Genomic DNA, 22975 nt, shown 5'->3' on the forward strand with positions numbered 1-22975 from the left:
GGCGGCAATTGGCGCGAGCGCGTTCGCTGGCAGCAGCGGCAGCGTTCGCGCTGATTGCCGTCGCCTGCGCGGGCGGTGACGGGGACGGCTCAGGTGCTCAGCCTGACGCCGCCGATGCCGCTGCGCCTGCGCCGTCGACCACCTTGGGGGCGGCGCAGGCAGAAGTGGTCGAAGCTCGCGAGGCAGGCGAGGCCACGGGCGCGGACGTCCGAGAAGAGACGGCGGGGCCAGTCCATGGCGGCCGACTGGTGTACGCCATCGAGGCTGACACGGCGAACCCGTTCGCGCCGTACGCGGCGCTGTGCGCGATCAGCTGCCGCATGATCATGCGTGCGATCACCGAGTCGATGTATGTCACCGATGCCAACGGCGACATCGTGCCTTATCTCGTCGAATCCGAGACTGCCAGCGACGACTTCCTGACGTGGACGCTGACGATCCGCGACGGAATCACGTTCCATGACGGGACGCCGCTGACCGGCGAGGCTGTCGCCTACAACATCAACCTGTGCCGTTTCAGCCAGCAGACCGGACCTGGCTACCTGGGCATCGAGAACGTCTGGGGCGAAGGCCAACTCGTCCACTACGAGACGTCCATCCCGTTCGCGACGGGGCCGGGCCCGGCGTCGAGGGAGCAGGGCTGCGGCTTCATGTTCTCCCCGGCGTGGCTGGAGACGCTGCCGAACAATCCGATGTACATCTCGCCGTTCTCGCCCCTGTCGGCCGATGAGCGGGCCGCTGGCTTGGCCAGTGCCACGGGCGATCCGTCGGCACCGGTCGGACTCGGCGCGTTCAGGTTTGTGGAGTACACGCCCGGCAACGGCAACAGCTTCATCGCCGAGCGCAACCCGGACTACTGGCGTGGCCCCAATGGCATCACGGGCGAGAACCTGCCGTACCTGGACGAGATCGAGTTCGTGGTGTCCGTGGACATCACGGGCCGCTCGAACGGGTTGAGGGCGGGCCAGTTCCACGTCATCCACACCGACAACGCAGACGAGATCTCCAAGTACGAGAGCAACGACGACTTCGTGCTGCTGCAGGCCAACAACTTCGGCGAAACGCACTTCAGCTTCATGAATGTGGCATCGGGGACCAACCCGGTGCTCGCGGCCCAGCGCAGCCTCGACGAGCCGGTCCCCATGGACCCGCTGGGCCTCAACGCCGCGAACCCGTTGGTGCACCTGAGCTGCCGCAGGGCGCTGGCGCATGCATTCGACGGAGAGCGCTTCGTCAACGAGCGGTATCACGGCCTGGTCCAGGTGGCGAACGGGCCCTTTCCGCCGGGCAGCATGGGCCACCTGGCTGACTCGGGATACCCGTCCTACGACGTCGAGGCCGCCCGCGCAGAGTTCACCCAATGCAAGGCCGACAGCGGCCAGAACCCGGTGACGTTCGGGTTCAACAGCACCAACGACCCGTTCAATGTCGAGTCGAATGAGCTCATCGTGTCGATGTGGCGGGCTGCGTTCGAAGACGAGATCGCAGTGACGATCCAGCCCATCGAGCAAGGCCAGTACTTCGGCCTGGCGCTCGCGGGCCTCTATGAGATGATGGCCATGCGCAGCCACGGCGGGGTGGACCCGATCGAGCAGTGGCTGTGGTGGAACTCGGTGACCGCGCTGCCGATCGACCCCAGGGTGCCCGAGCTGGCGTCGAACGTGGGACGTTTCCAGGATCCCGCCATCGATGCGGCATACGACGTCATTCGCCACAATCCCGATCCCGTTGCCCGCCGCGAAGCTGCGGAAGAGGTCAACCGGGCATTCGGCCGCAACGTCTGGAATCTCTGGACGCACTGGACGCTGTGGAGCATCGTCGCCAGCCCGCGGGTGCAGAACCTCACCAACCTGTCCATACCGGGCAGCGAGATGGGAGCGTTTGCAGTGAACTCAGGTGCGCACCATGTGGCCCAGATCTGGTGCATTGACGGAGACTGTCAAGAATGATCGGCGACGTCGGGGCCGACCGGGGGACCGGTGCGACGAAACCGTTGGAGCATTGCGCGCACCGCGGGGCTGCGGCGTGGGCCATCGTGATCTCGTTCGCTCTGATCGCATCGGCGTGCCGCAGTGACGCCGGCGAGGACACCGGAGCGAGCCCGGAACCGGCGGACACTACGGCATCAGGGCCGGCCACGACGCTGTCGGAGGAGCAGGAAGCGGTTGTGGAGGCCCGCGAGGCCGGTGAGGCCTCGGGCGAGGACACCCGTGACGAGATGGCGGGGCCAGTCCATGGCGGTCGATTGGTGTACGGGATCGAGGCCGACACGGCCAATCCGTTCGTGCACTATGCGTCGTCGTGCGCGATCAGCTGCCGGATGATCTTCCGCGCGATCAGCGACTCGCTGTACGTCACCGATGCCACGGGCGCAGTCGTGCCGTACTTGGTCGAGTCCGAAGCGCACAACGAGGACTACACCGAATGGACCCTCCAGATTCGGGACGGCATCAGGTTCCACGACGGCACGCCGCTGACCGGCGAGGCAGTGGCCTACAACCTCAATCTCTGCAAGATCGGCCAGCTCACCGGAACCGCGTTCTTGGGCATTGAGGAAATCACCGGTGAAGGTCAGACCGTCAAGGTGAGGACTGCCTTGCCGTTTGCCATGGGATTCGGTCCCTACGGCAGAGCCGAGTCCTGCGGATTCATGTTCTCGCCGGCGTGGCTCGAGACGCTGCCCAACAATCCGCTGTATTCATCGCCGTTCTCGCCCCTGAGCCCGCAGGAACGGGCCGAAGGCATGGCTCGGGCCACTGGGAACCCCGCAGCGCCCGTGGGTCTGGGTGCCTTCAAGTTCGTGAGCTACACGCCGGGCAACGGGAACAGTTTCATAGCCGAGCGCAACCAGGACTACTGGCGAGGTGCCAATGGCATCACGGGCGAACAGCTCCCGTACCTCGACGAGATCGAGTTCGTCGTGTCGGTCGACATCGTGGGCCGCTCCAGCGGCCTCAAGGCGGGCCAGTTCGACATCATCCACACCTCGAACGCGGACGAGATCGCCAAGTACGAGAGCAATCCCGACTTCGTCCTGCTGCAGGCCAACGACTACGGCGAGACCGGCTACAACATGGTGAATGTGGCAGCGGGCGCCAACCCAGTCTTGGCGACGACCAGGGGTGTGGATGAACCGGTGCCGATGGACCCGCTGGGCATCAACGCAGACAATCCGCTTGTGCATCTGAGCTGCCGCAAGGCCTTGGCCCACGCATTCGACGGCGAGCGCTACGTCGACGAGCTGTTCGGCGGGATCGTCCGGGCGGCCAATGGGCCGTTCCCACCCGGATCCATGGGCTATCTGGAAGACAGCGGATATCCCGCCTACGACGCTGAGGCCGCCGCTGTCGAATTCGCCCAGTGCAAGGCGGACAGCGGCCAGAATCCGGTCACGTTCTCGTTCAACACCCCCAACGACCCGGCTGGCGTGGAATCGGTCGAGTACATGGTTGCCATGTGGCAGGAGGTCTTCGGCGACGAGCTGTCAGTGCTCATCCAGACCATTGAGCAGGGCCAGTTCATCGGCCTCATGCTGGCCGGGCACTACCAGCTGACGGGAATGCGAAACCACGGAGGCGTCGACCCCTCCGAGCAGTGGTTCTGGTGGCACTCCGCCTCGGCTGCGCCGGTCAACGAGATCGCTCTGAACATCGGACGATTTCAGGACCCCGAGATCGACGCGCTGTACCAGATCATCCGCCACAATCCGGATCCTGACGCCCGCCGCGAAGCAGCCGAGGAAGTGAATCGACAGTTCGGACGCAACGTCTGGAACTTGTGGGTCACCTGGACGCTGTGGGGGATCGTCGCGGATCCGCGCGTGCAGAACCTCACCAACCTGTCGATACCCGGCAATGACGCGCCCGTCTTCCCGGTGGTGACCGGCAAGCACCATCTGTCGCAGATCTGGTGCATCGACGGCGACTGTCAGGGCTGAGGCGATGAGGGCAACGAACGTGCGCCGTTGGGAAACAGCCGCAGGCAGGCGGTTGCGATGAAGCAGGCCATCCGCGATCAGCTCGGCCGCATCGTCGCGGCGGCACTGCTGGCCACGATCGTGTGGGCGTGGATCTGGCGGCCCCCGTTCAGCTGGACCTTCGGCGTGCTGGTCGTCATCGGCACCGTCGGGGCCGGCATCGCCGACGGCCGCTACGCACTGCGGCGCATCGCAAGCGTGATCCCAGTGCTGGTCGGGGTGTCGTTCGTGGTGTTCGCGCTGATGGCAAGCCTGCCGGGCGATCCCGCCATCAACATCCTGGGCCCGGCCGCCACCGCAGATCAGATTGCGATCGTCCGCACCGAGCTGGGGCTCGACGAGCCGTTCTTCAATCGTTACGGCAATTGGCTGGGCGGCGTGCTGACGGGAGACCTCGGCACCTCGATCGTGCTGCGCGAGGACGTCGCCGACGGCATCTCGCGCTCGATGACCCCGACGCTGCAGATCATGGCGTACTCGGTGGTGCTGGCTCTCGGCTTCGCCATCCCGCTGGGCATCTGGGCCGGCTACCGGCAGGGAACCAAGACTGACGGCACGATCAACAACGTGATGCTGGGATTCCTGGCCACGCCCAACTTCGTGCTCGCTGTCATGCTCGTGCTCTTCTTCGCGATCGGGGGGCTCAGCGTCGCCGGCAACGAGATCGGATTCCGCGCGCTCCCGGCAGCGCGCTATGTGCCGCTCGGCGAGGACGTGGTGCTGCACTTCAAGCACATGCTGTTGCCGTCGCTGGCCTTGGCGATGGGCCAGGCGGCTGTGTTCATGCGCTTGCTTCGATCGGACATGATCGCCACGCTGCGCCTGCCGTTCATCGACCTGGCTCGCAGCAAAGGGCTGCCGACGCGGCGCATCCTGTGGCGGCACGCGCTGCGGCCGTCGAGCTTCACGCTGCTGACGGTCGTGGGGCTGACCGTCGGCTTGCTCATCGGCGGCGCGCTGATCATCGAGTTCATCTTCACCATCCCGGGTGTGGGGGCGTACATCTTCCTGGGCGTGACCCAACGCGACTTCATCGCGGTGCAGGGCGGTGTGCTGGTGATCTCGACGCTGTACATCGTGGTGCTCACCATGTCCGACTTCTTGTATCTGGCGCTCGACCCGCGACTGCGCGGCCGGGAGGTTGGCGCTCGTGCGTAAGCGCCTGGGGTTCGTCTTCTGGTTGGCGGTGGTGTACCTCGTCGTGCTCGCCCTTGCCGCCGTGTTCGCCGACGTCCTGCCAATCAAGGATCCTGCCGAGACGTTCCCAGGCACTTCGAAACAGGGCCCGAGCCTGTCGCACTGGTTCGGCAACGACGGCGTCGGTCGTGACGTATTCAGCCGCGTGATCTACGGAGCGCAGGTGAGCCTGGTGATCTCCACCGTCGGCACGGTGCTGGCGCTGATCATCGGCGGCCTGCTGGGCATGGTCTCGGGGTACTACGGCAGCCGGGTCGATCGCTGGCTGACGGCCACGCTGAACGCGTCGCTGGTGATCCCGCCGCTGATCCTGTTTCTCGCTTTGGTGCTGTTCTTGGACTCCGAAGCGAAGCGGCGCATCTTCATCCTCGTGTTCACGTTCGTGCTGCTGTCGATCGCGCCGATCGCGCGAGTGGTGCGTGCTGCCACCTTGAGCTGGGCCGGGCAGGACTTCGTGCTTGCCGCCAGGACGCTGGGGGCCCGGGACGGCAGGGTGCTGTTCCGTGAGATCCTGCCGAATGTGGCGCCCTCGTTCGTCAGCTACTCGCTCATCATCATGGCGGGCCTGATCGTCGTGGAGGGCTCGGTGGCGTTCTTGGGCCTGAGCGTTCCGCCGCCGACACCCACTTGGGGCGACATGATCAACAAGGGGCGCACCAACCTCGACGTCGCCGCGCACATCAGCCTGATGCCCGCAATCGTCATGTTCGTGACGGTGCTGGCGCTCAACTTCGTGGGCGACAAACTGCAGCAGTATTTTGAGCCGCGGGAATCGGTGTTGTGAGGGCGGGTTTCTGATGGCGGGCAGCGGCAACGCCCATCTGCGCCCGGAAGCGCTGCTGAGCGCGCGGGACCTGGTGGTGGAGTTCCCTGCGGCCGGCGGTCGCACGGTGCACGCGGTCTCGGGTGTGTCGCTCGACCTGGAGGAGGGCGAGACCCTCGGCTTGGTCGGGGAGTCGGGCTGCGGCAAGAGCACCACGGGACGGGCCATCCTGCAGCTCCCCCGGCCCACGTCGGGCACTGTGCAGCTCGACGGCCAGGAGCTGACCGAGCTCGACGAGGACGCCATACGCGACGTGCGGCCCCGGCTGCAGATGATCTACCAGGATCCGATCTCGTCGCTGAACCCCCGGCGCAGGGTGCGCGACATCATCGCCGAACCGCTGTTCATTGCCCTCGAGAACGTGTCGAGACGAACCGCCATGGCAGTGTGGCAGGACCGCATCGGCGAGCTGCTGCAGAACATGCTGCGGCGAGCATCTGGAGTGATGCGCATCGTGGGCCTGCTGGCGTCGGTGGCGTTCGTGCTGTGGATCCTGTCGGAGACCGTCGAGGAGCGCGCTGCTGAGCCGTGGCTGGGGTGGACGCAGGTGCCTGCGGCGGTCATCGGCTTCCCGTCGCTTGCGCTGCTGCTGCTGGCCGCTGCGATCGCCCTCCTCTTGGGTTTGACCTGGGTACTGCTGGCCGTGATGCTGCCGTTCAGCTTGATGTCGCGTCAGTTCGGCGAGGTCTCCAGTGCTGTCGGGCTCGCGGGCGTGGTCGTCACCACCGGCGCCAGCGCGTTCTTGCTGTGGCGCACCTGGTCGAGTTTCGGCGGCTGGGCGCAGTGGCTGAACTCCGGCGGGCTGAGCCTGCTCACCGCCGTGCTGGCGGTGTGGCTCGTGCTGTCAATGGTGAAGCCAGAACGGGCCGGCGCCAGCGGGGTTGCCACGACGCTGAGCGCCATGGTGGTCCTGCAGGTCTTCTATGTCGCCGGTCTGGACGGAGGCATCAAGCTGGCGGTGCTGGTGGCATCAGCCGTTATCGACACCCTCTTGTTTCGGTGGGTGCTGCGGTGCTACCGCGCGAATCGCGACGCCGAGCGCGAACGGGCCGAGCCGCGGGTGCGGGAGGTGCTCGAATACGTCGGCATCAACCCCGATGACGCCTTGGACCGACGCCCGTGGGAGTTCTCGGGCGGCCAGGCACAGCGGCTCTCGATCGCTCGAGCGTTGGTGAGCGTGCCGCAGGTGATCATCTGCGACGAGCCCGTCTCCTCGCTGGACGTCTCGGTGCAGGCGCAGATTCTCAACCTGCTTGAAGACCTCAAGAACCTGATGGGTCTGACGCTGGTCTTCATCGCGCATGACCTTGCCGTGGTCAAGAACGTGAGCGACCGGGTCGCCGTCATGTACTTGGGCAAGCTGTGCGAGGTCAGCGAGCCCGATGCAATGTTCGCCCAGCCCGCCCATCCGTACACCGAGCTGCTGCTGGCTGCGATACCGCAACCTGATCCCGAAGCGGAGTTGGGCACCGAACGCATCGGCGGGGAGCTGCCGTCACCGATGGATCCCCCGTCAGGATGCCGTTTCCGCACTCGCTGCCCGCTCGCGGCCGAGCGCTGTGCGGCTGAAGAGCCCGAGATGCGCGAGATAGCGCCCGGCCGTTTTGTGGCTTGCCACACGCCGCTCATCGGCGAGCCAGCCCCTGCGCGGGTCGATCTGGCGACGAATACCGAGGGTGCGTCATGAGCGAGACGGCAGCGCAGAGCTCCCCATGGGCTGGCGATCCGCCGCTGCTCGAAGTCGGCGACTTGCGGACGACCTTTCACACCCCGGTGGGACCGTTGGCAGCGGTCGACGGGGTCGAGTGGTCTCTGCGCCCCGGGGCTCGCCTCGGCGTGGTGGGGGAGTCCGGGTCGGGCAAGTCCGTGATGTCGCGCTCCATCATGCGGCTGCTGCCCAAGTCCCGGGTGACATCGACGGGCACGGTCAACTTCGACGGCGTCGACATGATGTCGCTGGGCCGCCGGGAACTGCTCGAGATGTGGGGTCCGCAGCTCTCGATGGTCTTCCAGGACCCGCTGGGCTCGCTGAATCCGGTGATGAAGATCGGCAAGCAAGTGGGCGAGGGCCTACGCGTTCATCGAGATCTCTCGGCGCGTGCCGCACGCAGCGCTGCGCTCGAGCTGCTGGAGGAGGTCGGCATCCCCGAGCCCCACCGACGCATCGACGAATACCCCCACCAGCTGTCGGGCGGCATGCGCCAGCGCATCGTGATCGCCATCGCACTTGCCTGCAGCCCCCGCCTGCTCATTGCGGACGAGCCCACCACGGCACTGGACGTCACCGTCCAGGCACAGATTCTGGATCTCCTCGAGGCCGAGCGGGCAGAACGGGACATGTCGCTCGTCCTCATCACTCACGATCTTGGGATCGTGGCGGGACGCACCGACGAGATCATCGTGATGTACGCGGGGCGCATCGTGGAGCGCGCCTCAACCAAGACGCTCTTTCGGGACATGAAGATGCCCTACACCGAGGCGCTGTTCCGGTCGATCCCGAAGGTCACCGATGACAGCCATGCGCGTCTGGAAATCATCGGCGGCCAGCCACCCCAGATGACCGACCTTCCGTCCGGCTGCAAGTTCGCCCCCCGCTGCAAGTACGCGCAGGACCTCTGCTACGCCGAAGAGCCGGCGCTCATCGAGGTGCCGACGGCGGTGCCCGCTCGCTCGAGCATCACCGACAGCATCGACGACGTGGAGTCCGATCCCGCGGCGGGTGTGCACCTGTACCGCTGCTTCTACCCGGTCGGCACGCCCGAGGCAGCCGAGGCGTTCGAGCGCAACATCGCATCCGGCCGGGTCAGCGAAGCCGGGGTCGTGATCAACCCCACCTAGCTTCAACCCCGATGCGGCGGATGCCGGCCGACGCGGCCGAGCATGCCGAGGCGGTTACGACGGGACTTCTTCGTACCAGTCCTGGGCGTGGTGCAGCAGGTAGTCGCAGATCTTGGTGCACAGGTCGAAGGGTTCGCACATGTCGTCCTCGCCCCGCAGCAGTGCCTGCAGCGACAGGTCCTTGCGCGCCACGATCATCAACGTCCGTTTCGCTGCGTCGGTTACCGATGTGAGCGAATCGATGGCGGAAACCTCCACCGGCAGGGCCGTGCCGCCGAGGCCGGCCAGGTCGGTCGCCAGCACGAGCATGTCTGGGCTGCGATCCAGCGGCGGGAGCGCCCAAGTGAACATCAGCGGCAGCCAGAACTCATCGGGAGGCAGTTCGTCTTCTGGTGTCGCCCACAGCACCTCTTCGAACGACAGCATGGTGCGCGGGTCGGCCTCCAGCGTGAGGTGCAGGTCGAGCGGACCGCCGCACGCCTCCGCCGGGTGCAGGTCGACCTCCCAGGTCTGGCGCAGGCTGTAGGTCTCGATGAACTGCCGCTCGTCGTGAATGTGGAAGCCGTGCGCATGCGCATGGTCTTTCAGGCTCGCCATGTAGCCGGAGATGTCAATCGCTGCCATCGGGATGCTCCCCACGGGGCGCTGAGGTGATGCGCGGAGGCTATAGCGCCGGTTGGCCAAGCTCGACAGAATTTGCTCGCAATTGCTGGCTGCGCCGGAAGGGCTCAGCAGGCCGCAGCTAGTCTCCAGCCGATGACGGCCGTCAGCGACTGGCTCGGCCTGCTGCGGAGCACCGCCGATGCGGTTGAGGCGGCGCTTGCCGGATTCGACCGTTGGCAGGACGGCGGGGAACGATCCGATCAGTACGCAGCCGATCAGGTGGCGGACGCTGCGGCACTCTCGGTGCTCGTCGAGACAGGCGTGGGCGTGCTGAGCGAGGAGTCCGGCCTGCGGGCTGGATCAGGCAGCGAGACCGTCATCGTGGACCCGGTGGACGGCTCCACCAACGCCTCGCGGGGCATCCCGCACTACTGCATCAGCCTCTGCGTCGTCGACGGGGTGGTGCCGGTCGCCGGGCTTGTGCGTCACCTCGTCTCGGGCGAGGAATTCACTGCTGCGGCCGGCGCGGGAGCGCACCGGAACGGCCAGCCGATAGCTCCAAGTGGGCGAGAGCATGGCGCACGCGCGGTGATCGGCGTATCGGGGCGACCCGGCCTCGAGCTGCCGGTCTGGCAGGTACGGGTGCTCGGCTCAGCAGCGCTTGACCTCTGCGCCGTCGCTTGCGGTCGGCTCGATGCGTACCTGGACCTGAACTCGAACCACGGCGTCTGGGACTACGCCGCGGGCATCCTGATCTGCAGCGAAGCGGGCACATGGACCGGCGAGGCTGGCGGCAGAGACCTGTTTCACCTCAGCCACAGCGAGCGCCGGGGGCCCATCGCTGCCAGCACGCCCGAGCTGGCAGCACTGCTCGGACACGCTCGGCAGCCGGGCTCCGGGTCAGGTGACGGCCGGTAGCCTGCGAAACCCGGCCGACCGGGCGCTTAGCTCAGCTGGCGAGAGCACCTCCCTTACAAGGAGGGGGTCGCAGGTTCGAGTCCTGCAGCGCCCACCGACGTGCGCGGCGTCGCACGTGGGACCGGCTCGCAAGCCGGAGTCAGTAGATGCCGGGAACGATGCGATAGGGGACTCGCTCCCGGTACTCCGCCCATTTCTCGGGGCCGTACTTCTGCGCGCAGCGCTTGTCGTCGTCCATCTGCCGGTAGCTGAACAGCGCGAAGACATAGATCAGGTAGAGCCACGCCCAGAGGTTGCCGAAGTGGCCCCAGGCCACGGCGAGGCCCAGCCCGTAGAACACTTCGCCCATGTAGTTGGGATGGCGGGATGCGCCCCAGAAGCCGCTGCAGAGGATCTTGCGCTCGCCGGCTTCGATGATCTGGGGCTTGATGCCCAGAAAGGTGCGCTCGGGCCATCGCTTGAACGTGTACTTCTGCATGTTGGCACCACGGCTGATGCACCAACCCGCCAGGTACAGCGCCGGTGCGCCGATCAGCCAGAGCGCGCGCCAGCCCCCTGAGTGGCCCGGATCCGGGTGCGCTGCCATGCCCCACATCGGGATGATGAACATCCAGCCGTAGACGAACAGGCCGCCCCAGAACATCTTGAACCCGAGGCGCTCGTAGATGATGTCGAACGTGTAGAGCTGCACTCGCTCGAACACGAAGTAGTCGAACACGTAGAGGGTGAAGAACGCTGCGAAGAGGTAGGCGCCCGGATTCGGGTTGTCGACGTTCTCGTAGTGCCAGACGGCGCCGGAGAAGGCGTTGAGCGACAGCATCGTGCCGCCCACCACGTAGAAGTACATCTTGAGATCGATGCGGTTGTTGAAGAACTGCATCTCCTGGGCGCGGCCGAACCAACATGCCAGGAACTTGTTCTTGACCTCGCCTTCGGGCTGGCTGAACACCGCAATCAGGGTCATGATGACGGCCAAGGCCGTTCCGCCGGCGACGGCGTAGAGCGATGAACGGTAGAACCAGTCGCGTGGCATGCCCGTCAGCTCGAACCACCACAGCACCTGTGCCACGAGAAACACCAGCAGCCCGTTGAGGCGGTAGCTGCGGGGCTGGCCCGTCTTGGTGTCGATGACGTATCCAGGGACGCGCTTGCCGGGAATGACCATCTGCAGCACGAAGAATGCGGCCATCACGAACAGCGGTGTGAGAAATCCCAGTACCGCCTCGCCCGCGGTCAGCTCGACCAAGTGCCCGATGCCGAGGCGCTCGAACATCAGCGGCCTCCCTTCCGATACCCCTCAGCCGGCTGCCGCTAGAAGACGCCGGGGATGATCCGGTACGGCACCCGGGCCTGGTATTCGGCCCATTTCTCTTCGCCGTATTTCTCGGCGCAGACCTTGTCGTCTTCGAATTGGCGGGGCACGAAGAAGGTCACGATGAGGATCAAGTAGCTCCAGGCCCACAGGTTGGTGAAGTGCCCGAACACCAGCGCGTTGGACAGCCCGTAGAGGGCTTCGCCGGAGTAGCCGAAGTGCCTCGCCTTCCCCCAGAACCCGCTGCAGAGGATCTTGCGGTCGCCGGCCACGATGATCTCCGGTTTGATGCCGAGGAAGGGGCGATCGGGCCAGCGCTTGAAGGTGTACTTCTGCATGTTGGAGCCACGTGAGATCACCCAGCCCGCCACGAACAGCACGGCGCTGCCGATCAGCCAGAAGTACATCCAGCCGCCGACCCAGCCTGGGTCGGGATGTTTCGCCAAGCCCCACAGCGGCAGCACGAACATCCAGCCCCACACGAACGGTCCGCCCCAGACGAGCTTGAATCCGACGTTCTCGTGGATGAGGTCGTAGGTGTAGAGCTGCACCCGCTCCCACACGAAGTAGTCGAAGACGTAGAAGGAGTTGATGGCGACGTAGAGGATCAGGCCGGGGTTGACGTCATCGACGAAGTCGACATGCCATGCGAGTCCCGACCAGGCGTTGAGCGACAGCATCGTGCCGCCGACGATGTAGAAGTACATCTTGAGGTCGAAGCGGTTGTTGAAGAACTGCAGCTCTTGTGCGCGGCCGAGATAGAACGCCTTGAGCGGGTTCTTGTGCTCGCCGGGGGGCTGGGTGAACACCACGAAGACGGTCGCGATGGCGGCGATGATCACGCCGCCGGCGATCGCGTACATGGTCGACTCGTAGAACCACTCCCGCGGCAGGCCGAACAGCTCGAACGCCCAGATGATGTGCGCCAGGACGAACACCAGGATGCCGTTGAGCCGGTAGCTGCGGGGCTCGCCTGTCTCACGGTTGGTGGCGTAGCCCGTCACGCGCCGGGCAGGCAGGATCATGTGCGCCACGAAGACGAAGGCGCAGACGAACAGCGGTGTGAGGAAACCCAGCACCGCCTCGCCGGCAGTCAGCTTGAACAGATGGTCGATGCCGAGCCAGTCGATCATGAGCAACACCCCTTTTCACGAATGCATGCGCCGACCGCCAGTATTGCCTTCAGCGGTGTGCAGCGGAGGGACTCGACGGAGCATTCGACGGTAGTGTCCTGCGGCAATGGCAGAAAGGTGCGGCAACCGATGAAGCTCGACAGCGGAGACAAGTTCCCTGAGCTCACCCTGAGCGACCTCGACGATGAGCAGGTCACGATCCCCGACGTCTTCGGCGACGGCTGGGGCGTGGTGCTGGTGTACCGGGGCCACTGGTGACCGTACTGCCGTCAACAGTTGGTTGACTTCGACGGCGCCGGCTCGCTGCTCAAGACGCTGGGCGCCAGCGTTGTGGCGCTCTCCGTGGACGACAAAGAGACCACGCAGCGGCTGTCAGACGGCTTGCAGCTGCGCACGGTGAAGATGCTGCACAGCGCTGACATGGCCGAGGTGTCGTCGCTCACCGGTGCCTACACCGAGGAGGCGCGAGGCATCCTGCACGCCACCGGGTTCATCCTGTCCCCAAGTGGCAAGGTGGCCCAGGCGTGCTACTCGACCGGGCCCATCGGTCGGTTCACTGCACTCGACACCATGCGCATCATCCGATTCGTGCAGCAGATGCGGGAGCGGCAGGGCTAGCCGCCCCGTGCTGATCGCTGGGCGGTTACCCGCCTACGTGTCTCTTGCTGGGCGGTTACCCGCCCACGATGAACCGCTGGTGTGTGCCCTCGGAGATGAGCGTGTCGCCGTGGGTGACCTTGATGTCGAAAACGAGGCGGCGGCGGTCGATCTCGCTGATCTCGCCCGACACCACCACCTCCTCGCCTGAGGACACCGCGGCTTGGTGACTCACGCAGATGTGGATCCCCACGGTGGTTTGGTTCTCCTCGAGGTGCGGTTGGACGCCGAACAGACACGTGCCCTCGATGAGCCGGACCATGTCAGGGGTGGACAGCACCTTGTTGGGCAGGTGCGGCGGTGACATCTCGTCGGTGACCCGGTGTGTCTCGCTGACACCGAATCCGACCTCTAAGGCTGCGCTCATGGCGGCAGACCCTAGAGGTTGCGCTCGGGCTTGGCCGCAGAGTCCGCCTACTAGCTTGCGGGAATGGCAGAGCTGCACCCGAACTGTGTGCCCCTCGCCCCGCTGCTGGGAACCTGGCAGGGCGGCGGCACAGGCCAGTACCCGACCATCGACGACTTCTCCTATACCGAGGAGCTGACGTTCGGCCACGTGGGCAAGCCGTTCGTGTCGATGATCCAGCGCACTCGCAACGCCGTCACCGGCGAGCCGCTCCACTCGGAGGCGGGCTACCTGCGGGCGGTGGGCGACGGCCAGATCGAGCTCTCGCTGGCACAGCCGTCGGGCGTCACCGAGATCTGCCTCGGGATGGTGCGCACCACCGCCGACGGCCTGGCGATCGAGCTGGAAAGCGAGCACGTGGGGCTGAGCCCCACCGCCAAGGAGGTCACCTCGGTGCGACGGGAGCTGAGCATCGTCGGGCTGGGTTCCGGCGAGGGTCCCACGCTGGTCTCCGAGCTGTGGATGGCCGCCGTGGGGCACGGCGAACTGCTGCACCATCTTCGAGGCGAACTGACCCTGCAGGCCTGACGCCACCGGATCGGCGCGCAGCACACTTCGGAGGCCGCCTGCACACCGGGTTCGACCGGCTGCGACGCCCTACGCTGGCTGCAAGAGGCTGAGCCGGCAGGCGAAGCCGTGGCCCGAGCGGCCCGTGAGCGGAGCGAACAAGAGCGGGAAGCGAGAGGCAGCGCGACGGACGGCTCACCGCTTGCGCATCCTCGAAGGGCAGAGGGGGAGCGATGTCGCAGCTGTCGCAGACGAGTGGATCCAACGGGGCAAGCGCATCGAACGGCGCAGGTGTGGCTGAGTACGGTGCGCCGACGGCCGCCGGCCGGCCCGACGTGGACGATGAAACGCTCGCTGCCGCAGTTGCCGTGGCCAACATCCCGACGCTGCTGATGGTGCTGGTCCAGATGACCGGCGAGCTTCACTGGCTGGACGAGCCGTATCGCCCCCAGCGCCAGCCCGGCTTGGGGGACAACGACACCGGCGGTCTCGCACCTTCCCATCAGCAGGAGGTGCGCGACGCCGCCCTCGAGGCCATCGCGGCATGGCGCGACGGCCGCCCGATGGCGATTCCCGAGCCCGATGACGCACTGATCGTGCGCATGCTCAGCACGGCGATGGGCGAGCATGTGCCCGATGAGTACGGCGCCTTCACCGCCGCCCAGCTCGGCCTCGCCAAGTTCCTGGATCACGACGCCATCGATGTCCCTGCCGGCTTCAAGGTGCTGGTGATCGGCGCCGGCGCCTCGGGGCTGTGCGCTGCCATCAACCTGAAGCAGGCCGGCGTGCCCTTCGAGATGGTCGAGCGCAACGGCACGGTGGGCGGCGTGTGGTGGGAGAACCGCTACCCGGGTGCCGGCGTCGACACGCCGAACCACCTCTACTCGTACTCGTTCGCGCCGCACGACTGGAAGATGTACTTCTGCTTGCGCGACGAGCTGCACGGCTACCTCGAGAAGGTGGCGGACGATTTCGATGTGCGCGACGGAATCCGCTTCAACACGTCAGTGGAGCGCATCAGCTACGACGCCGAGCGTCAGGTCTGGCGGGCCGAGGTGCGCCATGTGGCTGACAATGAAGGTCGCTGGGAGACCGGACGGCTGGGGCTGAGCGCCACACCCGACGAGACCGGACTGCGGCGGCGGGACGACGGAGCGGCGACCGCTCCCGGCGCGAACGGCCATGCACAGGGCGCCGACGGGCCCGCCGAGATCATCGAAGCGAACGTCGTCATCAGCGCCGCCGGCATCTTCAACCCGCCGATCCGCCCCAACATCGACGGTCTGGAGACCTGGAGCGGCGAGACCTGGCACACGTCGCGCTGGCCCGCCGGCGCCGATGTCAGCGGCAAGCGGGTGGCGATTGTGGGCAACGGGGCGAGCTGCATGCAGACTGCCCCCGAGATCCAGAACGACGTGGAGTCGCTCACGATCTACCAGCGCTCCAACCATTGGGCAGCGCCTTTCGAGCAGTTCCGCAAGCCGGTGCCCGACGCCATGCGAACCCTGTTCGAAGCGGTGCCGCTGTACCGGGCCTGGTACCGGGTGCGCTTGGGCTGGACGTTCAACGACCGCATCCACACGGCCCTGCAGAAGGACCCCGACTGGGAGCACCCTAAGCGCTCCCTCAACGCGCAGAACGACGCCCACCGCGCCTACTTCACCCGGTACGTGATCGACGAACTGGGCGACCGGGCCGACGAGCTGGCAGACCGGGTGCTGCCCACCTACCCGCCATTCGGCAAACGCATGTTGATGGACAATGGCTGGTACCGGATGCTGCGCAACCCCAATGTGGAGTTGGTCGACAACCCGATCGCCGAGATCTCCGGCCAGACGATCCGCACTGCGGACGGCACCGAACGGGAAGCCGACGTGCTGGTGCTGGCCACCGGCTTCGACGTGCTGCGGTTCATCACCACCTACGAGGCAACTGGTCGCTCGGGCCGCAGCCTGCGCGAGTCGTGGGGCGATGACGACGCCAGCGCCTACTTGGGCACGGTCACCCCGGACTTTCCCAATTTCTTCACGCTGTACGGACCCAACTTGCAGCCCGGACACGGCGGCAGCCTGATCTTCGTGGTGGAGATGCAGGTGCGCTACGTGATGGACATGATCGCCAAGATGTGCGCCGAAGGCCTCGGCTCGGTGGAGGTGCGCCGGGACGTGCATGATGCATACCGCGGCCGGGTCGACGAAGCGCACGAACACATGGTGTGGACCCATCCGGGCATGACCAGCTACTACCGCAACGAGGCCGGCCGCATCGTGGTCAACTCGCCGTGGCGCAACGTCGACTACTTCGACATGACCAAAGAAGCCGACCTCGACGACTACGTCTGCGAACCCCGAGCTGCCGACCGCGAACTCGTCGCCGACTGATTGAAGTCAGTCGAAATTCAATGGGGTCACACTAAGACGCACGGCTACGTTCAGCAGAGGGGCGGGGCCGTCGAAATGCCAAAATCGTCCACTCTGGCGACGGTCCCCGCCCTCTGACAGTGCATCGTAGCAATCGTCCATGTCATGAGGGCCGGAATTAGGACGCGAGTTCGGCGGCAATCGCCTCGATCGCTTTGTCGACATCGGCTTCGGAGACGTCGAGATGCACCACCATGCGCGAGCGGCCGAAACGCCAGTCGGCCAGCACGCCGCGACCCTCGACACGTTTGCCGAGTGTCGGATCGTTCTGGTCGAGCTGCGAGAACACCATGTTGGTGTTGCACCCGGTGACGGTGATGCCCTCGACGGCGTCGAGACCGGCCGCGAGGCGCGCAGCGTTGGCGTGATCGTCGGCCAACCGGTCGATGTGATGCTGCAGGGCATACAGGCCACCCGCGGCGATGATTCCGGCCTGACGCATGCCGCCCCCGAGCACCTTGCGCCAGCGTCGAGCCGCTGAGACCAGTTCCTCAGTGCCGCACAGCACTGAACCCACCGGGGCGCCGAGGCCCTTGGACAGGCACACCGAAACAGTGTCGAATGGCGCGGCGACCTCGGCGGGGGACAAGCCCAGCGATACTGCGGCGTTCCACAGCCGGGCGCCGTCGAGGTGCAGCCCAAGCCCGTGACGATCGGCGAAGTCACGCGCAGCTTGGTGCTGCTGGGTCGTCAGCACCTTGCCGTCGATGGTGTTCTCGAGGCACAACAGCTTGGTGCGGGCGAAGTGGCTGTTGTCGGGCTTCACTGCCTCTTCAGCCGCTTCGAGGTCGACCATGCCGGTCTCGTCGGTGGGCACGGGCTGGGGCTGGATGCTGCCCAGCACTGCTGCGCCGCCGCCCTCGTACATGTAGGTGTGGGCGTGATGGCCCACGATGTACTCGTCGCCTCGTTCGCAGTGCGCCAGCAGCCCGCACAGGTTGGACTGGGTGCCGCTGGGTACGTACAGCGCCGCGGTCTTGCCAAGCAGTTCGGCGGTGCAGTGCTCCAGCTCGTTGACCGTGGGATCGTCGCCCCAGACGTCATCGCCGACTTCGGCTGCAGCCATGGCGGCGCGCATCTCCGGCGTCGGCTTGGAGACAGTGTCTGAGCGCAGGTCGATCACGGGCGCAAGCCTGCCATGCGTTCTGCCGGTCACCACACCGGCGACGGGTACCGCGCGTGTGCCGGCAGCAGCAGCCGGTGATCAGCCCTTGCCGTTGCGCAGCAGCTTGCCGGGAAGCGGACCGTGCGGGTCGACCGCATCGGCGCCGTCCCGGCGGATCACGGTGCCGTTCACGACCACCGCGTCGATGCCCTTCGCATCGGAGATCAGCCGATCGGCCCCGGCGGGCAGGTCGTACACCCGGCGCTTGCCCAGGTGGCCGATCTCGTCGGCGTCGAACACCACGACGTCGGCAGGCTTGCCGTCGGCCAGCGTTCCCCGGTCGGTGATGCCGAACACTTCGGCCGGCCGCTGGGTGAGCATGTGAATGGCCGTCTCGAGGTCGAAGCTCTGCCGGCCTCGCACGAAGGTCTGCAGGAACTCCGTGGAGTACTTGGCGTCGCAGAGCTGGCTGGCGTGCGCCCCGGCATCGGAAAGCCCGATCACCGTGGTCGGGTGGTGCAGCAGCTCGTCGATGTCGTCGGGGTCGTGGTTGATCACGTCCTGGACGATGCGCATGTCCAAGTCGGCTTCGAGCGCCACATCGAGCACCCAGTCCACCGGGTCCTGGCCGGCCTCGTCGGCCAGCTCCTGGACGTTGTGGCCCTCGAGCTCGGGGCGGATGGGCAGCCAGCTGACTTCGGTGCGTGCCCAGCGGTCGCCGATCTTGCCGCCGGTGCCGGCCTTCTCCTTGAACTCGGCACGCCAGTCCGGGTCGGCGTAGTACTGCTTGCGGCCTTCCAGGTCGCTCTGGGACACCGGGGTGAAGCAGCGCAGCGCCTCGTAGATGAACGGCGCCTTCCAGCTCATCTCGAACTGGATCGGCTGCACGGCCACCTGGGGGAACACCGGCAGGCCCCGATCGGCGATCTCGCGAGCCCGCTCCAGCTCGGCACGGTGACTGCCCGGTCCGCGGGCCGAGCCCAGCAACGCGGTCCAACTCACATGCGCTCCCGTGGTCTCGGCGATGCGAGCGAACTCGTCGTGGCTGAGGCCCCGTCCGACGGTGGCCTGCATGACGCCGCCCGCGTCGCCGAGCGCCTGGGCGATCTCGACGATCTCGTCGGTGGTCGCGGCCCGGCTGGGGACCGGACGCCCTTCGTAGCCCACATGGGTGGCCGCCTTGGAGGTCGCGAATCCGAGCGCGCCGGCCCGCAGCGCCTCCGCCACGAGGTCTCGCTGGGCGGCGATCTCTTCGGGCGTGCCTTCGCGCTCGGTGGCCTCTTCGCCCATGACGTACATGCGTGCCGCGGTGTGGCCGATGAGCGCCGCCATGTTGACCGCCGCACCGTTCGACTCGAGCGCATCGAGATACTCGGGGAACGTCTCGAATCCCCAGTCGCCCAGACCGGCTCGCAGCGCGTCGACGCTCATGCCCTCGACGTTCTCGAGCGTGCGCATGATGAGGTCACGGTGCTCGGGCCGCGTGGGCGCCACCGAGAAGCCGCAGTTCCCCATCACGATGGTGGTCACGCCGTGCCAGGGCGAGCAGCTCACCAGCCGGTCCCACATGATCTGGGCGTCGTAGTGGGTGTGGATGTCGACGAAGCCAGGGCACACGATGCGCCCCGTGGCGTCGATGGTCTCGGCGGCGTCGGCGGGTGCCGTGCCGAGCGCCACGACCTTGCCGTCGGAGATGCCCACATCGCCGACGTAGCGGGGCGCTCCCGTCCCGTCGATGATCGTCCCGCCCGTGATCTTCAGGTCATATGCCATGCCGCTCACCCCATGCCTGCTGCGTACGCGCTGCACACCCCCGGGCTGGTCTGCCCGAGGCTGGAAGAACACGCTAGTCGCGCCCCCTGCATCGGTCCCTGAGTGCACCGGTGCCGGCAGGGACTTCCGTCTGCCTAGGGTGCAGCCATGAGCGAGACGAGCCTGCCCGACGAGCTGGTGAACCGGGTGACGTGGAAGATCCCCAATGCGCTTGCGCTGGTGGGATCGAGAGCCGGCGACGAGCGCAATGCCATGACGACGAGCTGGATCACGCAGCTCTCGATGGAGCCCGTCATCATCGGCATCGGCGTCGAGAACACCGCTGTCACCCACCGGCTGATCACCGACGGGGGCTCGTTCACGGTGAACCTGTGGGACGCCGAGAACACCCGGCCGTTCGTCAAGTTCTCCAAGCCAGCGGCCTACGAAGCCGTCGATGATGGCACCGGCAGCGGCACCCTCAACGGCTGGCCGGTGTACGAGGCCGCCACTGGCGCGCCCGTGTTCGTCGATTCGGCTGCCTGGATGGACTGCGAAGTGCGGCACAGCGTGAACCTGGGCACCCACACGCTGTTCATGGGCGAATTGGTCGCGGCCGGCATCAACAACGACGACGTTCGGCTCGCCTCCATGTCTGACACCCGCATGAAATACGGCGGCGTCAAGCGCCACTGAATCCGCTTGAACCGACTTCCGACGGGTACAAACGGATGTCTCGCTGACGGTTCAAAGGCCGCTCGGCTACCATGGAATGCCTTGCGGACTCCACCGGGGTGGAGTCCCACTCCTGCCCGCCGATCAGGGATACCACGTGCCGAAAGTCAAAGACGACGCCATCTTGCTCGAAGGAAAGACCGTCGAAGCGCTCAAGGGCGGACACTTCCGCATCGAGCTCGACAACGGTCACGAGGTGCTCGGGCACCTGAGCGGCAAGATGCGCAAGCACCACATCCGGATCCTTCCTGGCGACCGGGTGCAGGTGGAAGTCTCGGCATACGACCTCAGCCGCGGGCGCATCACCTACCGCTACAAGTAGCCCCGCGCGCATCGGCGACCGGTTCGCCAGCGCTGCATCCGGTCCGCGCGGCGTTCTACGCTCCGCATGCAGCCGCCGTAGCGGTGGCGCGAATCCGCGAGGGGAACTGACATGAGCAGCACGGCACAGCCGTCGAACGGGACGGTCGCGTACAGCGTCGAGCGGGATACCGCGGGCGACGTGGCAACGGTCACGCTCAACCGCCCCGAGACGCTGAACTCGATGAACGACGAGTTCATGAACGACATCACCGAGGCATTCGCCATGGTGGCGGCCGACGAGAACATTCGGGCGGTTGTGCTGACGGGCGCCGGACGAGGGTTCTGCTCGGGCGCGGATCTGCGCAACGCCGCCGCCGGAGACGCCGAAGGGTTCGATGCTGCAGCAGCCGGCGAGGCCACCACCGACTCGATGGACAACGCGTTCCATCCGGCCATCCGCGCCGTGGCCGAGTGCCCGGTGCCGACCGTCGCCCGAATCAACGGGGTCACCGCAGGCGGCGGCATCGGTCTGGCGCTGTCATGCGATGTCGCGATTGCTGCCCGGTCGGCGTTCTTCGTAGCGACGTTCGGCCCGCGGCTGGGCATCGTCCCGGACTTGGGCACGACCTGGCAGCTCCCGATGCGGGTCGGCCGTGCGCGGGCGCTGGGCATGTCTCTGTTGGGCGAGCGGGTGACCGCCGATCAGGCCGCCGAATGGGGCCTGGTATGGCAGACGGTTGATGACGCCGAGCTCGATGGCGCCGTGGCCCAGGTGGTCGACGTGCTCCGGCGCAGCTCGCCGGCAGCCATGGCGCGGATCCGATCCGCCATCGACGGTGCGATGCAGCGGGACCTCTCAGATCAGCTTGATGTCGAGATGGGGCACCAGGCGGTGCTCATTCCCCAGAACATGGCCCATGGTGCAGAGGCGTTTCTGGCCAAGACCGACCCATCGTTCCCCGGCAACCGCTACTGACCGATCATCACGCTGGGTCTGATGGTGCGCAGCGCTGAGCGCTGCGCACTGCTGGCAGACTGGCGCCATGACCGACACGCTTGACGCACCGGCGACCGATGAGGCCGTCGATCCCGCTGCTTCGCTGGTTGACGCAGCCATGGACGGACTGCTGGCTTCGCACGACCCAAAGCAGCTGAGCTACACCGAGTTCCGCGGCGCCCAGTTCGACGCCGGCTTGGCGTGGGTGCATTTCGACGAGGGCCATGGCGGCTTGGGCGTCAGTCCGAAGCTGCAGCGCCGGGTGGAGGAGCGGCTGCGAGTGGCCGGTGCCCGGCCCACGAAGCCGGTCACGTTCTTCATGCACCTGGCCGGACCGACCATCCACACCCACGGCAGCGAAGAGGTCAAGCAGCGTTTCCTGCGGCCGATGTTCACCGGCGAGGAGCTGTGGTGCCAGCTGTTCAGCGAGCCCGGTGCAGGCAGCGACTTCGCCGGTCTGGCGACCAGGGCGGTTGCCGACGGCGACGAGTGGGTGGTGAACGGCCAGAAAGTCTGGAACACGCTGGCCCACCTCGGCGACTTCGGGATGCTGGTGACCCGCACCAATCCTGAGGTGCCCAAGCACCGCGGGCTCACCTACTTCGCGCTCGACATGAAGTCCCCGGGCGTGGAGGTGCGCCCGCTGCGCCAGATCACCGGCGAGGCCGAGTTCAACGAGGTCTACATGACCGACGCGCGTGTGCCTGATGCCCATCGCATCGGCGACGTCGGCGACGGCTGGCGGGTATCGCTGACAACCCTCATGAATGAGCGCAACGCCATCGGAGCAGGCGGCGCGGGCCCGCCCAAGCGGGGCACCGGACCTATCTCGGTGCTGGTGAAGCTGTGGGAGCAGCGGGACGAGGCTGAACGCGACGACGTCACCAAGGACCGCCTGACGCAGCTGTGGACCCGCGCCGAGGTGCTGCGGCTCACGAACATGCGAGCGGGAGCCAACCGGCGCATGGGCAATCCTGGGCCCGAGATGTCGATCGCCAAGCTGGCGTTCGCCGAGCTCAACCAGGCGCTCATGACCTGCGCTGTCGACATGATGGGCGCTGACGGCCTCGTCGGATACGACTACACGTTCCGCCGTCCCGGCGACCTGTCGGTAGACGGCTCCGACGGCGCGGTCCAGCACGGCTTCCTGCGGGTGCGTGCCAACTCCATCGAGGGCGGCACGTCGGAGATCATGCGCAACATCCTGGGCGAGCAGGTGCTCGGCCTGCCGGGCGAGCCCCGCATCGACAAGGACGTGCCCTGGGTGGACGTGCCCCGCAACTGAGGCACGCC

Annotated in this window: 19 protein-coding genes, 1 tRNA gene and 3 pseudogenes; 17 read left to right on the forward strand and 6 right to left on the reverse strand. The window is 66.5% G+C overall.

Going from position 1 to position 22975, the window contains the following annotated elements:
- The first annotated feature begins 8 nt into the window (after positions 1-8).
- From ACOGI5_RS12030 to ACOGI5_RS12060, 7 genes and pseudogenes are all read left to right on the forward strand, one after another.
- Positions 9-1949, forward strand: coding sequence for an ABC transporter substrate-binding protein (locus ACOGI5_RS12030; RefSeq protein ID WP_419864655.1), 1941 nt, complete (start codon positions 9-11; stop codon positions 1947-1949).
- A complete protein-coding gene (locus tag ACOGI5_RS12035) occupies positions 1946-3937 on the forward strand; it encodes an ABC transporter substrate-binding protein (RefSeq protein ID WP_419864656.1) in 1992 nt (663 codons plus the stop codon). The genes ACOGI5_RS12030 and ACOGI5_RS12035 overlap by 4 nt, the downstream gene beginning before the upstream one ends.
- A gap of 57 nt (positions 3938-3994) precedes the next feature.
- Entirely contained in the window at positions 3995-5134 is a 1140-nt protein-coding gene (locus ACOGI5_RS12040; protein WP_419864657.1) for an ABC transporter permease, read from the forward strand.
- Positions 5127-5957, forward strand: a complete 831-nt coding sequence (locus ACOGI5_RS12045) for an ABC transporter permease (protein ID WP_419864658.1) — start codon at positions 5127-5129, stop codon at positions 5955-5957. Before ACOGI5_RS12040 ends, ACOGI5_RS12045 begins: the two co-directional genes overlap by 8 nt.
- 13 nt (positions 5958-5970) lie before the next feature.
- Positions 5971-6345 (forward strand): annotated as a pseudogene (locus ACOGI5_RS12050) (ATP-binding cassette domain-containing protein); the annotation flags it as partial.
- A 690-nt stretch (positions 6346-7035) separates the two neighbouring features.
- Positions 7036-7683: pseudogene (locus ACOGI5_RS12055) on the forward strand (oligopeptide/dipeptide ABC transporter ATP-binding protein); the annotation flags it as partial.
- Positions 7680-8834 (forward strand): ABC transporter ATP-binding protein, encoded by a 1155-nt coding sequence (locus ACOGI5_RS12060; protein ID WP_419864659.1) that lies wholly within the window; start codon positions 7680-7682, stop codon positions 8832-8834. The pseudogene ACOGI5_RS12055 and the gene ACOGI5_RS12060, both read left to right, overlap by 4 nt.
- Before the next feature lie 54 nt (positions 8835-8888).
- On the opposite strand, the gene ACOGI5_RS12065 is transcribed toward ACOGI5_RS12060, so the two are convergent.
- The gene (locus ACOGI5_RS12065) at positions 8889-9458 is read right to left on the reverse strand and encodes a hypothetical protein (protein ID WP_419864660.1); all 570 of its coding nucleotides are present in this window, start codon (positions 9456-9458) and stop codon (positions 8889-8891) included.
- Between the two features lie 132 nt (positions 9459-9590).
- Between ACOGI5_RS12065 and ACOGI5_RS12070 the strand changes: the two genes are divergently transcribed.
- Positions 9591-10355: an inositol monophosphatase family protein gene (locus tag ACOGI5_RS12070; protein ID WP_419864661.1), complete on the forward strand. Its 765-nt coding sequence runs from the start codon at positions 9591-9593 to the stop codon at positions 10353-10355.
- 20 nt (positions 10356-10375) lie between these two features.
- A tRNA-Val gene (locus ACOGI5_RS12075) sits at positions 10376-10449 on the forward strand.
- A 45-nt stretch (positions 10450-10494) separates the two neighbouring features.
- Here ACOGI5_RS12075 and ACOGI5_RS12080 read toward each other — a convergent pair.
- Together ACOGI5_RS12080 and ACOGI5_RS12085 are read right to left on the reverse strand one after the other, a co-directional pair.
- Complete coding sequence (locus ACOGI5_RS12080; protein ID WP_419864662.1) at positions 10495-11628, reverse strand: DUF1295 domain-containing protein; 1134 nt, start codon at positions 11626-11628, stop codon at positions 10495-10497.
- A gap of 38 nt (positions 11629-11666) precedes the next feature.
- On the reverse strand, positions 11667-12800 hold the full coding sequence (locus ACOGI5_RS12085) for an ergosterol biosynthesis protein (protein ID WP_419864663.1): 1134 nt from the start codon (positions 12798-12800) through the stop codon (positions 11667-11669).
- 129 nt (positions 12801-12929) lie between these two features.
- Between ACOGI5_RS12085 and ACOGI5_RS12090 the strand changes: the two genes are divergently transcribed.
- On the forward strand, positions 12930-13058 hold the full coding sequence (locus ACOGI5_RS12090) for a hypothetical protein (RefSeq protein WP_419864664.1): 129 nt from the start codon (positions 12930-12932) through the stop codon (positions 13056-13058).
- A 12-nt stretch (positions 13059-13070) separates the two neighbouring features.
- Positions 13071-13418, forward strand: a pseudogene (locus ACOGI5_RS12095) (peroxiredoxin); the annotation flags it as partial.
- A 55-nt stretch (positions 13419-13473) separates the two neighbouring features.
- On the opposite strand, the gene ACOGI5_RS12100 reads toward ACOGI5_RS12095, so the two are convergent.
- Positions 13474-13824 (reverse strand): thioesterase family protein, encoded by a 351-nt coding sequence (locus tag ACOGI5_RS12100; RefSeq protein ID WP_419864665.1) that lies wholly within the window; start codon positions 13822-13824, stop codon positions 13474-13476.
- A gap of 63 nt (positions 13825-13887) precedes the next feature.
- Between ACOGI5_RS12100 and ACOGI5_RS12105 the strand changes: the two genes are divergently transcribed.
- A complete protein-coding gene (locus tag ACOGI5_RS12105; RefSeq protein WP_419864666.1) occupies positions 13888-14391 on the forward strand; it encodes an FABP family protein in 504 nt (167 codons plus the stop codon).
- 272 nt (positions 14392-14663) lie between these two features.
- On the forward strand, positions 14664-16751 hold the full coding sequence (locus ACOGI5_RS12110) for a flavin-containing monooxygenase (protein WP_419864667.1): 2088 nt from the start codon (positions 14664-14666) through the stop codon (positions 16749-16751).
- Positions 16752-16908: 157 nt separating this feature from the next.
- Here the strand turns inward: ACOGI5_RS12110 and ltaE are convergent, their stop codons facing one another.
- A complete protein-coding gene (ltaE, locus tag ACOGI5_RS12115) occupies positions 16909-17913 on the reverse strand; it encodes a low-specificity L-threonine aldolase (RefSeq protein ID WP_419864668.1) in 1005 nt (334 codons plus the stop codon).
- 81 nt (positions 17914-17994) lie between these two features.
- Entirely contained in the window at positions 17995-19668 is a 1674-nt protein-coding gene (locus ACOGI5_RS12120; RefSeq protein WP_419864669.1) for an N-acyl-D-amino-acid deacylase family protein, read from the reverse strand.
- A 147-nt stretch (positions 19669-19815) separates the two neighbouring features.
- On the opposite strand from ACOGI5_RS12120, the gene ACOGI5_RS12125 reads away from it, so the two are divergent.
- The 4 genes from ACOGI5_RS12125 (at position 19816) to ACOGI5_RS12140 (ending at position 22967) form a co-directional block, all read left to right on the forward strand.
- Entirely contained in the window at positions 19816-20343 is a 528-nt protein-coding gene (locus tag ACOGI5_RS12125) for a flavin reductase family protein (protein ID WP_419864670.1), read from the forward strand.
- Positions 20344-20479: 136 nt separating this feature from the next.
- Positions 20480-20704 (forward strand): translation initiation factor IF-1, encoded by a 225-nt coding sequence (gene infA, locus ACOGI5_RS12130; RefSeq protein ID WP_323672860.1) that lies wholly within the window; start codon positions 20480-20482, stop codon positions 20702-20704.
- A gap of 111 nt (positions 20705-20815) precedes the next feature.
- Complete coding sequence (locus ACOGI5_RS12135; protein ID WP_419864671.1) at positions 20816-21661, forward strand: enoyl-CoA hydratase/isomerase family protein; 846 nt, start codon at positions 20816-20818, stop codon at positions 21659-21661.
- A 67-nt stretch (positions 21662-21728) separates the two neighbouring features.
- Positions 21729-22967 carry an acyl-CoA dehydrogenase family protein gene (locus tag ACOGI5_RS12140; RefSeq protein WP_419864672.1) on the forward strand — a complete coding sequence of 413 codons (1239 nt, stop codon included), beginning with the start codon at positions 21729-21731 and terminating at the stop codon, positions 22965-22967.
- Positions 22968-22975: the final 8 nt, after the last annotated feature.

The organism is Candidatus Poriferisodalis sp., assembly GCF_965208925.1.
In the GTDB taxonomy this organism is placed as follows: domain Bacteria; phylum Actinomycetota; class Acidimicrobiia; order Acidimicrobiales; family Poriferisodalaceae; genus Poriferisodalis.

Bases quoted from the DNA above. Each gene is read 5' to 3' on its own strand.
- ACOGI5_RS12035 (WP_419864656.1), top strand. From the start codon at position 1,946: ATGATCGGCGACGTCGGGGCCGACCGGGGGACCGGTGCGACGAAACCG.
- ACOGI5_RS12040 (WP_419864657.1), top strand. From the start codon at position 3,995: ATGAAGCAGGCCATCCGCGATCAGCTCGGCCGCATCGTCGCGGCGGCA.
- ACOGI5_RS12060 (WP_419864659.1), top strand. From the start codon at position 7,680: ATGAGCGAGACGGCAGCGCAGAGCTCCCCATGGGCTGGCGATCCGCCG.
- ACOGI5_RS12065 (WP_419864660.1), bottom strand. From the start codon at position 9,458: ATGGCAGCGATTGACATCTCCGGCTACATGGCGAGCCTGAAAGACCAT.
- ACOGI5_RS12070 (WP_419864661.1), top strand. From the start codon at position 9,591: ATGACGGCCGTCAGCGACTGGCTCGGCCTGCTGCGGAGCACCGCCGAT.
- ACOGI5_RS12080 (WP_419864662.1), bottom strand. From the start codon at position 11,628: ATGTTCGAGCGCCTCGGCATCGGGCACTTGGTCGAGCTGACCGCGGGC.
- ACOGI5_RS12085 (WP_419864663.1), bottom strand. From the start codon at position 12,800: ATGATCGACTGGCTCGGCATCGACCATCTGTTCAAGCTGACTGCCGGC.
- ACOGI5_RS12090 (WP_419864664.1), top strand. From the start codon at position 12,930: ATGAAGCTCGACAGCGGAGACAAGTTCCCTGAGCTCACCCTGAGCGAC.
- ACOGI5_RS12100 (WP_419864665.1), bottom strand. From the start codon at position 13,824: ATGAGCGCAGCCTTAGAGGTCGGATTCGGTGTCAGCGAGACACACCGG.
- ACOGI5_RS12105 (WP_419864666.1), top strand. From the start codon at position 13,888: ATGGCAGAGCTGCACCCGAACTGTGTGCCCCTCGCCCCGCTGCTGGGA.
- ACOGI5_RS12120 (WP_419864669.1), bottom strand. From the start codon at position 19,668: ATGGCATATGACCTGAAGATCACGGGCGGGACGATCATCGACGGGACG.
- ACOGI5_RS12125 (WP_419864670.1), top strand. From the start codon at position 19,816: ATGAGCGAGACGAGCCTGCCCGACGAGCTGGTGAACCGGGTGACGTGG.
- ACOGI5_RS12135 (WP_419864671.1), top strand. From the start codon at position 20,816: ATGAGCAGCACGGCACAGCCGTCGAACGGGACGGTCGCGTACAGCGTC.
- ACOGI5_RS12140 (WP_419864672.1), top strand. From the start codon at position 21,729: ATGACCGACACGCTTGACGCACCGGCGACCGATGAGGCCGTCGATCCC.